Here is a 15,247-nt window from a genome sequence, read left to right on the forward strand (position 1 = left end):
CACGGTTGCCGAGTACCACGGACAAGCACGAATCGATGCCGCGACGGCTCAGCAGTCACCCACCCTGGTGGTCACCGCCCCTGCTCTCCCCGGCGAGGTCGGCGCCGCCGCGTCGGCATCACCCTCGGCCGCAGCCAGTTCGACCGCCCCCACGACGACCCAGCCCACTTCACCTGCATCGACCACCGCCGGCCCCACCACGGCCGGCCCCACCACGCCCGGCCCGACCACGCCCGGTGCCGCCCCGGGCGCCGCGGACATTCCCGGGACGATCGCGGGAACCGGCCAGGCCGCCGCCGCGTCGTTCCTTCAGCAACTGCGCACCGTCGCCGACCGGTACCCGGTGGTGACGTTGCCGTACGGCGATCCCGACGTGGTCGCCATGGTCAGGGCGGGACTGGTCGGGGAGGTGAAGGCTGCGGTGCGACACGGCGCAGAGGTGACGCAGCGGGTCCTCGGGACCACGTCCGCGACGCCCGGCACCATTCCGGTCGACACCACGACCGCTTACCCGATCAACGGGGCCGTCGACGCCGCCACCCTGACCGAACTGCGCGCCGACGGGCTCACCACCGGCCTCTTCGGGTCCGCGTCGATCAGAGCGGAGCAGACGGTGCCCGGCGCCGCACGGGTCGTGGCCGGCGGTGACCCCGCACAGGTGTCGGTGCCGGCCGTGGTCGCAGAAGCCGACGTGCTCGACGGTGTCGGAGCGCTGATCTCCGAGGGCCGGACGTCCGGTTGGGCGCTACGGGTCAACGCCCTGACGGGGTTGCTGACCGAACAGTCGGCGGCCAGCAGCGCGGCACCGGCCGTGTTCACCCCCGACCGCCGGTGGTCGCCGGATGCGCCTGGCCTGACGGTCCTCACCGACCTGCTCGCCACCCTCGGCCGCAACGGCGTCATCGAGGGCGTCCGATTGAAGAACGTGGCCGCGGGCGCAGCCGTCGACGCCGTGCCCGACTATCCGGACGAGGCCCGGTCGCAGGAGCTGCCGACCTCCTACCTGGACCGGGTCAAGGACAACAGGGCCGCGGTGGACGCCCTGCGTCAGACGCTCGCCTCGACGGACCAGACGGTCGACCCTGAAACGGTTCTCGCACCGCTCGACCTGGCGCTCGACGCCGCCGGGTCCACCGCCTTCCGGCTCGATCCGGCGGTCGGCGAGGCGAACCTCAGCACGGTGGAGTCGACAACGGCGGGCATTACCAACGGGGTGCAGATCCTGTCCGCGGGCAACTCCTACACCCTGGCGTCGTCGTCGTCACCGCTGCTGCTGACCGTCCAGAACACGCTGCCCTACAACGTTCCGGTGCAGGTGCGGATCAGCGGTGGCGAGCGGGTCGGACTCACCGTCACCGAACCGGAGATCCAGGTCGTGCCGGCGGGCCGGTCGCAGCAGGTGCGGATCCCGGCCGAGGTGTCCCGGTCCGGTCAGTTCCAGGTCACCGCGCAACTCTTCGCGGCGAACGGCGTTGCGTGGGGGCCGCCGGTGGAACTGTCGGTCGAGTCCACCGCCTACGGTGCGTTGACGGTGGTCCTGATCGTCGTGGCCGGCGGAGTGCTGGTGCTGATGGTGGTGTTGCGGATCGTGCAGCGGTTGCGGGCGCGGCGGGCCAGGATCGCCGCGGGCGGCCCCGCCGGTCAGCCCACCGAATCCGCCGTCGACCGTGACGACCCCGAGCAGACGGCCTCCGACCCCCACGGTTACGGCGGGGATCGGGATGAACCTCCACCCCCTGCCGGATTGCGCGACATCCTGCTGGCGGACCCGCACGATGGCTCGGACCGGCGGCCGTCCGACCCGCCGGTGACCGCAGACCAGGTGGGGACGGACCGCTCATGACGACCTCAGGCGTCCCCACCCAGCACCAGCCGGTGGACGACGTCACCGGGATGAAGACGGCCAGGACCGGCGGCGTCGTCCGGGCCGGCGCCGTGATGGCCGTCGCCACCCTGTTCAGCCGGATCACCGGGTTCCTGTCCAAGGTCGTGCTGCTCAGCGTCCTGGGCTTCGGGATCGTCAACGACGCCTACACGCTCGCCAACACCCTCCCGAATATCATCTTCGAGCTGCTGATCGGCGGCGTGCTGACGTCCGTCGCGATCCCGCTGCTGTCCCGGGCCCGCAGCGACCCGGACGGCGGCACCGGGTACACCCAGCGTCTGGTCACCGTCGCACTCGTCGGACTGCTCGGAGCGACCCTGCTCGCGGTGGCCGCGGCCCCCTTGCTGACCCGGCTCTATCTGTCGGGTGACGACGGCGCCGTCGACCAGGGCCTGGCCAACGCGCTCGCCTACCTGCTGCTGCCGCAGATCTTCTTCTACGGGATCGCCGCACTGTTCGGGGCGATCCTGAACACCAAGGAGAAGTTCGGCATCCCGGCTTGGGCGCCGGTGGCGAACAACCTGCTCGTCATCGTGGTCGGCGTCGTGCTGCACCTGATGCCGTCGGACCAGGTCGGCAGCCTGACCAGCCTCAGCCGCGAGCAGTACCTGGTGCTGGGCCTCGGTACGACAGCGGGGATCGTGCTGCAGTCGGTCGTCATGCTGCCGGCGCTGCGGCGGTCCGGGTTCCGGTTCCGCTGGCGGTGGGGCGGCGATCGCCGACTGCTCGAAGCGGGTGGCCTACTGCTCTGGGCCGTGGGTTACGTGCTGGTGTCCCAGGTCGGCTACATCGTCACCACCAACGTCGCCTCCGACAAGGCCGGCGGCATCACCCTCTACGCGTTCGCGTCGATGCTCTTCCAGTTGCCCTACGGGATCATCGGGGTGTCGATCCTGACGGCGATCATGCCGCGGATGAGCCGGCACGCCGCTGCTGGGCAGATGGCCGAGGTGAAGAACGACGCCGGGCTCGCCAGCCGGCTCTCGATCGTCGCGCTCACCCCCGTCGCCGCGGCGATGATCGTGCTGGCGACCTCACTGGCGGTCGTCACCTCGCTCTACGGAGCGGTCGAACTCGATCAGACGGTGGTGCTCGGCACCACACTCGCAGCGCTCGCGTTCGGTCTGGTCCCGTTCGCGGTGACGCTCGTCCAGATGCGGGTCTTCTACGCGATGAAGGACGCCCGTACGCCGACGATCATCAACGCGATCATGGTCGTCGTCCGGGTGCCGCTGATGATCGCCAGCGCGGGCCTCGACGAGCGGCTGATCATTCCCGGCCTCGCCGTCGCAACCTCGATCTCCTACCTGGTTGGCGCCATCGCCGGCGAGATCTGGCTGCGCGCGAGGTACGGCCCGATGGGCACCCGGCGCACGTTGTTGACGCTGCTCAAGATGACGGTCGCGGGCGCGGCCGGAGCGGGCGGGGCATTGCTGGTGAGCGAGCGATTGCTGCACCTGGAGGTGCGCGGGCTCGGAGATGCGCTGGTGCAGATCGCGATCAGCGGAACCGTCGGCCTGCTGGTCATCGTGGCGGTCGCCACGCTGCTCAAGGTGGAAGAATTGATCCCGCTGCGGAACCGGGTGCTGGGCCTGTTCCGTACCCGAATTCTTCGGCGCCGGCCACCCGTTCCGGGTGCGGCAGGGCGCACTGATGCCCCTGAACATGACACCCTCGCAGGTGAACAACCATCCACGACGAGCGTGACGGCTGCCGCAGTGGCATCCGTCGGTACGGTCCGGCAGCACACGAGCAGCAGGGAGCAGGTGTCCAACCCGGTGCCGAACGACAGCGGGGGCCCCGCGGTCCGCAGTGGCAAGCACGGCCTCGACAACCCCGAGGAGCAGGGCCGCGACGAGCAGGACGGCGGCGAGTCCCCGGCCACCGGCCCGGTGACGGGACTGGCCTGGTCCGACATCCCGGACGAGACCGATGACTTCGGCGACCACGACGACACAGACGACGACGACACAGACGGCGACACAGACGACCCGGATGGCGGCGACAGTGCCGCCGAGCGCACCCTCCCGGTCACACCCGGCGCGGGCAGCGGGCCGGCGGTCGCACCCGCCGAGCTCACTCCGGGTACCACGATCGGCGGCCGGTACCGGTTGGTCAGCCTGGTCTCCGAGGACGCATCCGGGCACTTCTTCTGGCGTGCCAAGGACACGGTGCTGCCGCGCGACATGGCCGTCACGATGCTCCCGGACACCAGCGGTGCGTCCGCCACGGTCGCCCGGACGCTGCGGGCCGGCCGGCTGCACCACATCGGCCTGCCGCAGACGCTCGATGTCGGCACCGACTACGGCCAGTCCTACGTCGTCGGGCAGTGGGTGGACGGCGCGACGCTGACCGACCTGCTGTCCAGCGGGCCGCTCGAGGCGGACGTCGCCACGTCGATCACCGCGAAGCTGTCCGAGGCGGTTGCCGAGGCGCATCGCAACGGGATCGCGTTCGGTGCGCTGAACCCGTCGCTGATCCGGGTCAACTTCGACGGCCAGGTTCGGCTCTCGCACGTCATCGCCCACGGGTCCGCGACGACGGATCAGGACATCCGGTCCATCGGCGCACTGCTGTATCTGATGCTGACCGCCAGCTGGCCGCTCGGTGATCCGATCAAGCCGGGTTCGGCCGCCGACATCGGCGAGTTCCTTGCCGCACCAACGAGTCTGGGCCGTGAGCTGCCGGCGGCCGAGGTCAACCCGGCCGTTCCCGAGGCGCTGTCGGCGCTGGCGGAACGGGCGCTGCACCCGGAGGAACCGGACGGCATCCATGCCGTCGGCGCCATCGCCGCGCTGCTCCGCAGTCCCGACGTCGTCGGTCAGGGGCAGCCGGCACAGGCCGCCCCCGTGAAGCCGTTGAGCCCCGCCGACCGGCGGTTGATCAAGGAGCGGCGGGTCAAGCTCAGCCTGGCCGCCGTCGTCCTCTCGGTGTTCGCGGTGTTGATCGTGATCGCGCTGGGCGGTCTGACGAACCAGTTCGTGGCATCGATCCAGAACACCGCGCCGGACGAGCTGCCGATGATCGATTCCGCCGCCAGCTCGGCCGCGGCGAAGCCGACGACCGCGGCGCCTGCCGCCCCGGGGTCGGCCGCTCCGACGGCGGCGTCATCGTCCGCTGCCCCGCCCGCGGCTGCGTCGGTGCCGATCGTCGGCGGCCAGGTCTTCGACCCGCAGGGCGACGGGTCGCCGGACTACAAGGACTACGTCGACCGGGCGTTCGACGGCAACCAGGAGTCCGCGTGGCTCACCTGGGTCTACAAGCAGCAGTTTCCCACTCTCAAGACCGGCGTCGGCCTGATGCTCGAGCTCGAGCGGGAGGTGACCCCGACCGCGGTGAACATCAAGAGCACCACCAACGACACGGTCGTCGAGGTCCGATCGGCGACCACCCCGAACCCGACGTTCGACCAGACGAAGGTCGTCGGGACGGGAACCGTGACGAACGGCGTCGCGGACATCACGCTGACCGGCGCACCCAAGTCCAAGTACCTGCTGGTGTTCCTGACCAAGCTCACCCCTACCCCGGACAACCAGTTCCAGGGGAAGATCAACGAGGTCGTGGTGCAGGGCCGGTGAGCCGCCGGGCTCCCGGAGCTGGGGAATCTTGCCCGATAGGTTGGCGTTGACCTGACTGCGCAGAACACCCGGGACGGCGTCACACGACCGCTGGCGCCGGCGGGTAACGAAGGGGATGTTGTGAGCGACCAGAATTTCGCCGGTACGACCCAGGTGGCAGGGCCGGTGCATGACGTGATCGTTGTGGGTTCCGGTCCGGCGGGATACACCGCCGCCATCTACCTGGCGCGTGCCGAGCTGAAGCCCCTGGTGTTCGAGGGCTATTCCTACGGTGGCGCGCTGATGACGACCACCGAGGTGGAGAACTTCCCGGGCTTCCCGGAGGCCATCCAGGGTCCGGAGCTGATGTCGAAGATCCGCGAGCAGGCCGAACGCTTCGGCGCCGACCTGCGCACGGTGGACGCCGAGGCGGTGGACCTGTCCGGCCCGATCAAGACGGTCACCGTCGACGGTGTGCTGCACCGGGCGCGCGCCGTGGTGCTGTCGACCGGGTCCGCCGCGCGCTACCTGAACCTGCCCGAAGAGCAGCGGCTGATCGGCCGCGGCGTCTCGGCCTGTGCGACCTGTGACGGCTTCTTCTTCCGCGACCAGGACATCGTGGTCGTGGGTGGTGGCGACTCCGCGATGGAGGAGGCCACCTTCCTGACCCGCTTCGCCCGGTCCGTGACGATCGTGCACCGCCGGGACGAGTTCCGGGCCAGCGCCATCATGCTGGACCGGGCCCGCAAGGACCCGAAGATCCGGTGGATCACCAACGCCGCGATCACCGCGCTGCACGGCGAGACCAGCGTCGCCGGGGTCACCCTGACCGACACCGTCACCGGCGAGCAGACCGAGCTGGCGGCGACGGGTGTGTTCGTCGCGATCGGTCACGACCCGCGTTCGGACCTGTTCCGCGACCAGGTCGCCACCGACGGCGAGGGCTACGTGCTGACCGGGCACGCGGTAGGTGCGACCGCTTCCACCGGGACCAGTGTGGAAGGCGTCTTCGCCAGCGGCGACCTTGTCGACCACATCTACCGGCAGGCCATCACCGCTGCCGGGTCCGGCTGCGCCGCCGCTCTGGACGCCCAGCATTACCTGGCGTCACATCCGCTCCCGACCACCCACACCACCGATCCGCTCCCTCAGGAGCCGGTCGCCGCGTTCGCCGACTCCCTCGGCGTCTGAGACTTCCCGACCGACCGACTCCTGCTTCATCGACAGAAAGAAGAACCGCATGGCAACCGTGAAGGTCACCGACGCCAGCTTCGACGCCGACGTCCTGCAGTCCGACGTCCCCGTGATCGTCGACTTCTGGGCCGAGTGGTGCGGTCCGTGCCGCATGGTGTCCCCGATCCTCGAGGAGATCGCCGCCAAGCACGAGGGCAAGGTCACCGTCGCCAAGCTGGACATCGACGCGAACCCGCAGATCGCCCAGCAGTACCAGATCCTGTCCATCCCGACGATGCTGGTCTTCCAGGGTGGAAAGCCGACCAAGCAGGTCGTCGGAGCGAAGCCCAAGGCGGCTCTGCTCGCCGAGTTCGCCGACGTCCTGGCCTGAGCCCAGCCGTACGACACTGCCGCCGGCACCGGATATCCTCCGGTGCCGGCGGCAGTTCGTCGTTCACCCGTCGATCGGCGCGTGTGCTGGTCGGACTGAGCCGGTCTTTCGTTGCACAATGATGTGCGAAACCGGGCGGGCGCCGGTGGGTGACATCCGGGAGTCAACCGTTGTGCCCGCGGAACGTCTTCCTTGACGGGTCGAAGATGTGCGTGCGATCCGAAGACGAACCGATGTCGATGAGAATCTAGGAGAGCGATGCTGCTGCGGCGCGGTGATCGAGGTCCGGCAGTGGCGGAGCTCCGCGAGGCGTTGGCGAGCTTGCAGCTCCTCCCCTCACTCAACGGAACCGACCGGTCGCTCGTCGAATTCGACGCCGCGACGGACGGCGCGATCCGCAACTTCCAGCAGCGCCGCGGCCTGATCGTCGACGGGATCGTCGGCCCGGTGACGATTCGTTCTCTCACCGACGCCAAGTGGACGCTCGGCGATCGGCCGCTGACCTACACGCTGTCCGCGATGATGACCGGCGACGACGTGATGGCCCTGCAGACCAGGCTGGCCGAGATGGGCTACAACACTGGCCGCCCCGACGGCATCTTCGGGCCGCTGACCGACGGCTGCGTGCGGGACTTCCAGCGACATCGTGGCCTGTCGGAGGACGGTGTCTTCGGGCCCGAGACGTACCGCGAACTGAACCGCATCGGCCGGATGGTGACCGGCGGCCGCCCGCAGTACCTCCGCGAATACCAGCTCGTCCGGCAGGCCGGGCCGCTGCTGCACGGCAAGCACATCGTGCTCGACCCGGGGCACGGCGCCGACGACCGCGGCTGGACCGTCGGCGACGCGAACGCGGCCGACCTGACGTACGACATCGCGGCCCGCCTCCGATCCAGGATGACGACCGCCGGCATGCGTGTCTCGCTCACCCGTGGACCGGACGAAAATCCGTCCGCCGAGGAACGCGCCGGCTACGCGAACAAGGTGAAGGCCGACCTGCTGCTCAGCCTGCACATCGACGGGTCGACCTCCCCGCAGGCCTGCGGGATCGCCACCTTCCACTTCGGCACGGACTCCGGCGCCACCTCCACCGTCGGCGAGACGCTGGCCCAGCTGGTCCAGCGCGAACTGGTCGCCCGCACCCGGTTCGCGGACTGCCGGGTGCATCACCGCCCGTGGGATGTTCTCCGGCTCACCGTGATGCCGGCCATCCAGGTCGAGATGGGCTACCTATCCAACCCGTACGAGCGGGAGCGGTTGCAGTCGGACGACTTCCGCAACCTGTTGGCGGACGGTCTGCTGGTCGCGGTGAAGCGGCTCTACCTGGACGGCCGGGACGACCCGCAGACGGGAAGCTTCTCCTTCTCCGACCTGCTGGCCCACGAGCGGATGATCCGCGACTCGGCCTGATCCTCGGACACTCCGGATCGCCGCTGTCCAGGCGCGTCCCCGTCGGCCACGCTTCGGATCAGCGCTGACCCGCCAGCTCCGGCACCGGAGACGGCGACGCGGGCACCGTGATCACGGTGAACAGCTTCTCCAGCGCCGACTCCACCTCGGCTTTCCAGCCGATGTCCCGACCCAGTTCGAGCCGGAGCCGCGGATACCGGTGGTGCGCGGCGACGTCGACGAAGCCGACGGCGCGGGCAAAGGCAGCGGGCAGCAGGCAGGGCGGCACCTCGTCGTCGACCGCGTTGTCGGCGGCCGGCGCCGATCCCATTGGTGCGCCGGCCCTGGCCTGCACGGCGCCGCGGGCGGTCCAGCCCTGCGCGTCGAACTCCGCCCAGCGCACGTCGATGCCCGCCTCCTGCATCCAGCCGACCTCCTGCATCCAGCCCACCTCGGCAGAGGGATCGTCGTCCCCCATGCCGCTCCTCCCGATGCCGCCGCTCCCGGTGCCGTCGTCCGCCGTGGCGTCGTTCGCGGAATCCGGCGGCTCATCGCCGGGGATCGCCGGCTCCTCGCGACCGAACAACTCGATGGCCCGGACGCCGCGCCGGGTCAACTCGCGGACGACACCATTCATCAGGTAGCGCGCCAGCCCCTGACCGGTGAAGTCGGGGTGGATCCGGGCGGTGGTGAGGAGGACGGCGTCGGGTGAGACCGGCGAGGTGGGAAACGCTCCCGCCCCCGGCACCGCGGTGGGTGGCGCGAACAATGCGAACCCGACGGGGAGGTCATCGACGGTGACGATCTGCCCGGCCGATCCCCAGGTCAGCATGACTCCGGAGAGCCACACCTCCTTCTCGAACTCGGTGTCGCCCATCCTGACGGCGGACCGCACGGCCTGGGCGTCGAGCTCCCACGAAACACAGCCGCGGCAGCGCTCGGGCAACAAGCCGATCGTCGTCATCGACAGTGGCACCAGCGCTCGCGTCACACCGCTCCTTGAGCCTGTCCGTGCGCCACCGGCGTCGGTCGGCGCGAATCCGGCCCGAGGCGGGCCACTGACGTGGTCACAAGGATAGGTGCCCGGGAACGGGTGGTTCTCGCCGCGGGTGGTGACGGGGCTTGCACCGTCGCGACACGAGCGGGCCCGGGCTCCCCGGTTACGATGACCCGGACCGTTCCGGCGCCGGCCAGCATCCGCTGTTCGCTTCCGGGTCGCGCAGCACCGGCAGCCACTCTCGAGGTGTTTCCATGACGGGCAACAGCCTGGACCAGCACATCCAGCGATACGCGCACCGTACCGCCGGGATGCGAGCTTCGGCCATCAGGGCTCTGTTCGCCGTCGCCAACCGACCGGAAGTTGTCTCGCTGGCCGGCGGGATGCCGTACCTCCGGTCACTGCCATTGGAATCACTCGCCGCCGAAGCCGCTGGGCTGGTCTCCGAGGACGGCCTGGTCGCGCTGCAGTACGGGTCCGGCCAGGGCATTCCGCAGTTGCGCGAACAGATCTGCCAGGTGATGGCCCTCGAGGGCATCAAGGCGCACCCGGACGACGTCATGGTGACGGTCGGTTCGCAGATGGCCTTGGATCTGACCACCCGCATCTTCATCGATCCCGGTGACGTGATCCTCGCCGAAGCACCGTCCTATGTCGGGGCGCTCGGCACCTTCCAGGCCTATCAGGCGCAGGTCGTGCACGTCGCGATGGACGACGAGGGGCTGATCCCGGAAGCCCTGGAAGCGGCGATCGAAGCGTGTGCCGCGGCCAACCGGCGGGTGAAGCTGCTGTACACGATTCCGAACTTTCACAACCCGGCCGGCGTGACACTGTCCGAGGATCGCCGCGGCGTCATCGCGGACATGTGCCGGCGCGCCGGCATCGCCATCCTCGAGGACAACCCTTACGGGCTGCTGGGTTTCGACGACAAACTGCGGCGGGCGATCAGGGCCGACGATGCCGAGAACGTCATCTACCTCGGCTCGTTCTCCAAGACCTTCGCTCCGGGTCTGCGGGTCGGGTGGGTACTCGCGCCGCACGCCGTCCGGGAGAAGTTGGTGTTGGCGAACGAGGCTGCGACGCTCAATCCGCCGGTCTTCAACCAAATGCTCATCTCGCGGTACCTGGCGAAGTTCGACTGGCTCGGCCAGATCAAGGCCTACCGGCAGACCTACGCGGAACGCCGCGACGCGATGCTGACCGCCTTGGAGGCGCACATGCCGCCCGGCACGACGTGGACGCATCCGGACGGCGGCTTCTATGTGTGGGTGACCCTGCCGGAAGGGTTCGACGCCGCGGCGATGCTGCCCCGCGCCGTCACCGCCCGGGTGGCCTATGTGCCCGGAAATGCTTTCTACGCAGACGGTCTCGGCTCCCGGCAGCTCCGGCTGTCGTACTGTTTCCCGACCTCCGAGCGCATCGTCGAAGGCGTCCGCCGGCTCGCCGGGGTGCTGGACAGCGAGCTCGACGTCATGCGGACGTTCGGTACGACGTGGGCGCGGCCGGCCATCGGTCCGTCCTCCCCGTCCCCGGACACGGCGTGACGGGAGCACCTGGGGGCCGGGTTCGCTTCCCCCGCTGCGCGCTCTGCCGACCAGTATCAGACCGACATCACTGCTGTACAAGGAGATCTCGATGACGCGACACGTGGTGGTGCTGTCCGGCGGGCTCAGTCACGAACGTGACGTGTCGTTGCGGTCGGGCTCGCGGTTGCACGAGGCGCTCCGTGCGCGCGGTATGGAGGTCACCATCCGGGACGCGGATTCGGAACTGATCCCGTGGCTGATCGAGGCGAAACCCGACGCAGCCATCGTGACCCTGCACGGCGGACGCGGCGAGAACGGCGCAATCCAGGGCATTCTCGAGATGGCCGGTGTCCCGTACGTCGGCACGGAGGGCATGAACTGCCGGCTGTCGTGGGAGAAGAACATCGCCAAGAACCTGATGGTCCGTGCCGGACATGCGACGCCGCGGTGGATGTCGTTGTCCCACTCGACTTTCCGGGACCTCGGCGCCCAGACCCTGATCGGTCTGCTGGTCAGCCACCTGGGCCTGCCGCTGATGATCAAGCCGCAGCACGGTGGATCGGCCCTGGGTGCGGCGGCGGTTCGGTCGCCCGAGGAATTGCCGTCCGCGTTGGTCGGTGCCTTCGCATATGGCGAGATCGTCCTCGTCGAACAGTTCGTCGAGGGCGTCGAGCTGGCGATCACGGTGATCGAGGAGGGTGACGAGGCGATCGCCCTACCGGCCGTCGAGATCGTTCCGGAGAGCGGCATCTTCGATTACGAGTCCCGGTACACCGCCGGCCTGACGACATATTTCACTCCGGCCCGGCTGGACGACTCCGTCGCGGCCGCCGCCGCGGAGTTGGCCGTCGGTGCCCACCGCACTCTGGGTCTGCGCGACGTCTCCCGCACCGACGCCATCGCCACTGAGGACGGTGTCGTGCACTTCCTGGAGGTGAACGTCTCCCCCGGGCTGACGGAAACGTCGATGCTGCCGATGTCGGTGACGGAATCCGGCCGCGAGCTCGGTGCGGTCTACACCGACCTTGTAGAGAGGGCGATCGCCCGGTCGCTCTGACCGGAGAAGACCGCCTCGCTGGAGATCTGTTGCATGCCAACATTTCTCGATACCACGGCGATCCCCTCCGGCCGATGCGTCACCGTGACAGTTCTGCCTGGGGTTCCCGGTCGCCGACATCGCTTTCTGCTTCGTCATTCTCACCACTGAGAACCAAGGTGCTCATCGCCTCGGGTGCCATCACCGTCACGATGCGCCGGAGGTCCTCGTGAGTGGCGAATTCGACGACAATCCGACCCTTCGTGCGGCCGAGTTCCAGCTTGACCCTGGTGTCGAACGCGTCCGACAGCGTCACAGCGAGATCGTCCAAGCCGGGAATGACCCGTTTGTTGGAGGAGTTCCGGCGGCGTGGAGCCGGCCGGCCGGCGAGCAGGGTGACCGCTTCCTCGGCGCCGCGCACCGACAGCCCCTCCGCGACGATCCTTGCCGCGAGCTGCTCCTGGTCATCGGGATCCGGCAACGCCAGCAGCGCCCTGGCATGACCGGCGGACAGTACCCCCGCCGCGACCCGACGCTGGACCGGCACCGGGAGGCGTAGGAGCCGGATGGTGTTGGAGATGACCGGCCGGCTACGACCCAACCGTGACGCGAGTTCCTCCTGGGTGACGTCGAACTCCTCGAGCAGCTGCTGGTAGGCCGCGGCCTCTTCCAGCGGGTTGAGGTTGGCCCGGTGGATGTTCTCCAGCAGAGCGTCGCGGAGCAGGTCCGCGTCCTCGGTGCGCCTGACGATGGCAGGGATGGTGGTGTGGCCGGCCCGCTGCGCCGCCTGCCAGCGGCGTTCACCCATCACCAACTCGTACCCGCCGCCGGGGACATCGCGGACGACGATCGGTTGCAGCAGCCCGAACTCGCGGATGGAATGCGTCAGTTCGACGAGCGCGTCCTCGTCGAACACCGTGCGAGGGTTCCTCGGGTTGCGCCTGATCTGGTCGATCGGGATGTCAAGGTACCGGGGGCCTTGGTTGGTTGATGACGTATCAACAACTTCGGCTCTTGCGGCGCTGTGTTCAGCTACGGGCCTTTGCAGCGGCGTTTCCTCCTCCGCGGGTTGGTCCTGCAGCGCGGTGGCGCCATGGGACCGGCCGACCAGGGCCAGCGGCGGTGCCTCATGCCGGTGTGCCGGACCGTTGATCAGGACGTCGGCGACCGTGGTGGTGTCCGGTCCGGTGGGGATCAGCGCGGCGAGACCCCGTCCCAGACCGCCCCTTGACTTGCCTGTCATGACAGCTCCTTCGTGCCACGCTCGGCGATTTCACGGGCGGCGTCCATGTAACTCATGGCGCCGCGGGACCCTGGGTCGTACGTCATCACGGATTGCTGGAAGCCCGGTGCCTCGGAGATCTTGACCGAGCGGGGGATGGAGGTGGTGAGCACCTTGGGCCCGAAGTGCCTGCGCACCTCGTTGGCCACCTGGTCGGCGAGCTTGGTCCGGCCGTCGTACATCGTCAGCAGGATGGTGGAGACCAGCAGGTCGGGGTTGAGGTGCTCCTTGATCAGGTTGATGTTGTTCAGCAGCTGGCCGAGTCCCTCGAGCGCGTAGTACTCGCATTGGATCGGGATCAGCACCTCGTCGACGGCCGTCATCGCGTTGACCGTCAGCAGGCCGAGGGACGGCGGGCAGTCCACGAAGATGTAGTCGTAGTAGACGTCGATCGCCTGGATCGCCTTCTTGAGGCGCGTCTCACGCTCTTCCATGGTGACCAGTTCGATCTCCGCGCCGGCGAGGTCGATGGTGGCGGGGATGCAACCGAGCCTGGGTGCGTCCGGGCAGGTCTGGATCGCCTCCGCGGGGGTGATCTCGCCGACCAGGACGTCATAGACCGACGGTGTCCCGGCGGTCCGCTGCACGCCGAGCGCGGTCGACGCGTTTCCCTGCGGGTCGAGATCGATGATGAGGACGTGCAACCCGGAGAGCGCGAGTGCGACTCCGATGTTCACCGTGGTGGTCGTCTTCCCGACGCCGCCCTTTTGATTGGCGACGGAGAACACCCGACGATGCCGCGGTCTCGGAAGCGTCAGATCCCCCGATCGCATCTCGATGGCTGCGAGTGACGCCCGCGCGAGCGGGGTGTCCTCCTCGTCGTCGGACGTTTCACGTGAAACGTCGAAGTCGATACTCATGTGGCCTCCAGGTCCGAAACTGAGCCGCGAACGGCGCCACGAACGGGTGACGCCACTGCGATGCGGACGCTACGGCCGAAGCACGTCGTGTTCTGTGCACCACGCCGCGGCACCTCGCAAACGTGACCCGTCTGCCACACGGATCCGCGCATCGGCGCCGTTTCACGTGAAACGGTGGGCTGCCAGGCCTGACGAGTGGCGCATTGGGTTGATCGGACGCAGTGCCTCTTGCTCGGTCTTGCCGTCACCGTCGCCGTCGCGGTCACCATCACCGGACCGGCTGGCGTTTCACGTGAAACGGACACTAATTACCGCGCTGGCCCGATCGGCGTCGTGGCAGCGCGTTCGGTCCGGCTTGCGGTCAAGTCGCCGGATGGCGTTTCGGGTGAACAGAGACCGAATTGATGCGCGGCGCTTTCGGGGTCATGCGCGTCCGACACAGTGAAGCCGCCCTCTGCGGATTGACCAGCGCTCGACTCAACGGTCCCGGCTCTGCAGTGGAACTCGCGCCGCAAACCTCCTAGCGCCGGCCGTTTCACGTGAAACGTGGGACCTACGGCCGTCTGCACTCACGTTCAACTGGGCGAAGCCCGCGGCCAACGAGCACCCATTCGCTGAGCGTCCGTCCCACAGCGACCGGCTCGCCGCTGACGTCGACTGATGCCTCAGCAAGGATTCCAGCTGCGTAACGGCCGAGAGCCCTGCACATACGGCACTTGCCGGCGCACCGCCGGTCCACGGAGCGGACCATTCCGTCGGTGACCAATCCGGTCCAGCACCGTCCCGCACTCAGATCGCTTCGCAGCAGTGGCCGAACCACAAGCGGCGCAGGTCGCTGGCGCGCCACCGCAGACTCCATCCCCCGGCCGGAGGGCCCGACGCCCAGTGACGCTCCAGCTGAGAAACCGACACCCACAGGCACCGGGAACCCTGCACAGACGACACTCGACGCACCCGCCGACGGGTTCACGGGAAACCTCCATAGGCAGCGGAGCACTCGCGCGACCACCGGAGCGGCACTGACTCACTCGCCCGCGCCCGCTGCGCGAAAGCTCTATCAGCGCCGGCCACTCGCCCGGTCACCACCGTCACATCCCTCACATCGATTCGTGCTCGATGAACCGGGCGCTTAATAGCTTAATCACCGACTG

Annotated in this window: 10 protein-coding genes; 7 read left to right on the forward strand and 3 right to left on the reverse strand. The window is 68.7% G+C overall.

Annotated elements, in window-relative coordinates:
• The 5 genes from ACVBEQ_RS24435 to ACVBEQ_RS24455 form a co-directional block, all read left to right on the forward strand.
• A partial coding sequence (locus ACVBEQ_RS24435; protein WP_447155980.1) for a DUF6049 family protein occupies nt 1–1,843 on the forward strand: 1,843 nt, incomplete at its 5' end.
• On the forward strand, nt 1,840–5,463 hold the full coding sequence (murJ, locus tag ACVBEQ_RS24440; RefSeq protein WP_447155981.1) for a murein biosynthesis integral membrane protein MurJ: 3,624 nt from the start codon (nt 1,840–1,842) through the stop codon (nt 5,461–5,463). The genes ACVBEQ_RS24435 and murJ, both read left to right, overlap by 4 nt.
• A 153-nt stretch (nt 5,464–5,616) precedes the next feature.
• Complete coding sequence (gene trxB, locus ACVBEQ_RS24445) at nt 5,617–6,633, forward strand: thioredoxin-disulfide reductase (RefSeq protein ID WP_447155989.1); 1,017 nt, start codon at nt 5,617–5,619, stop codon at nt 6,631–6,633.
• 49 nt (nt 6,634–6,682) lie between these two features.
• A complete protein-coding gene (gene trxA, locus ACVBEQ_RS24450) occupies nt 6,683–7,006 on the forward strand; it encodes a thioredoxin (RefSeq protein ID WP_447155982.1) in 324 nt (107 codons plus the stop codon).
• Between the two features lie 258 nt (nt 7,007–7,264).
• A complete protein-coding gene (locus tag ACVBEQ_RS24455) occupies nt 7,265–8,416 on the forward strand; it encodes an N-acetylmuramoyl-L-alanine amidase (RefSeq protein WP_447155983.1) in 1,152 nt (383 codons plus the stop codon).
• 58 nt (nt 8,417–8,474) lie between these two features.
• On the opposite strand, the gene ACVBEQ_RS24460 is transcribed toward ACVBEQ_RS24455, so the two are convergent.
• Nucleotides 8,475–9,386, reverse strand: coding sequence for a GNAT family N-acetyltransferase (locus ACVBEQ_RS24460; protein WP_447155984.1), 912 nt, complete (start codon nt 9,384–9,386; stop codon nt 8,475–8,477).
• Nucleotides 9,387–9,646: 260 nt separating this feature from the next.
• Here ACVBEQ_RS24460 and ACVBEQ_RS24465 point away from each other — a divergent pair, with 260 nt between their 5' ends.
• Together ACVBEQ_RS24465 and ACVBEQ_RS24470 are read left to right on the forward strand one after the other, a co-directional pair.
• Nucleotides 9,647–10,936 carry an aminotransferase-like domain-containing protein gene (locus ACVBEQ_RS24465; protein WP_447155985.1) on the forward strand — a complete coding sequence of 430 codons (1,290 nt, stop codon included), beginning with the start codon at nt 9,647–9,649 and terminating at the stop codon, nt 10,934–10,936.
• A gap of 91 nt (nt 10,937–11,027) precedes the next feature.
• Nucleotides 11,028–11,975: a D-alanine--D-alanine ligase family protein gene (locus tag ACVBEQ_RS24470; protein WP_447155986.1), complete on the forward strand. Its 948-nt coding sequence runs from the start codon at nt 11,028–11,030 to the stop codon at nt 11,973–11,975.
• A 79-nt stretch (nt 11,976–12,054) separates the two neighbouring features.
• Here ACVBEQ_RS24470 and ACVBEQ_RS24475 read toward each other — a convergent pair whose 3' ends face one another.
• Entirely contained in the window at nt 12,055–13,197 is a 1,143-nt protein-coding gene (locus ACVBEQ_RS24475; protein ID WP_447155987.1) for a ParB/RepB/Spo0J family partition protein, read from the reverse strand.
• Nucleotides 13,194–14,096 carry a ParA family protein gene (locus ACVBEQ_RS24480; RefSeq protein ID WP_447155988.1) on the reverse strand — a complete coding sequence of 301 codons (903 nt, stop codon included), beginning with the start codon at nt 14,094–14,096 and terminating at the stop codon, nt 13,194–13,196. The genes ACVBEQ_RS24475 and ACVBEQ_RS24480 overlap by 4 nt, the downstream gene beginning before the upstream one ends.
• Between the last annotated feature and the right edge of the window lie 1,151 nt (nt 14,097–15,247).

This window comes from Nakamurella sp. GG22, from assembly GCF_052976845.2.

Bases quoted from the DNA above. Each gene is read 5' to 3' on its own strand.
- murJ (WP_447155981.1), top strand. From the start codon at position 1,840: ATGACGACCTCAGGCGTCCCCACCCAGCACCAGCCGGTGGACGACGTC.
- trxA (WP_447155982.1), top strand. From the start codon at position 6,683: ATGGCAACCGTGAAGGTCACCGACGCCAGCTTCGACGCCGACGTCCTG.
- ACVBEQ_RS24455 (WP_447155983.1), top strand. From the start codon at position 7,265: ATGCTGCTGCGGCGCGGTGATCGAGGTCCGGCAGTGGCGGAGCTCCGC.
- ACVBEQ_RS24465 (WP_447155985.1), top strand. From the start codon at position 9,647: ATGACGGGCAACAGCCTGGACCAGCACATCCAGCGATACGCGCACCGT.
- ACVBEQ_RS24470 (WP_447155986.1), top strand. From the start codon at position 11,028: ATGACGCGACACGTGGTGGTGCTGTCCGGCGGGCTCAGTCACGAACGT.
- ACVBEQ_RS24475 (WP_447155987.1), bottom strand. From the start codon at position 13,197: ATGACAGGCAAGTCAAGGGGCGGTCTGGGACGGGGTCTCGCCGCGCTG.
- ACVBEQ_RS24480 (WP_447155988.1), bottom strand. From the start codon at position 14,096: ATGAGTATCGACTTCGACGTTTCACGTGAAACGTCCGACGACGAGGAG.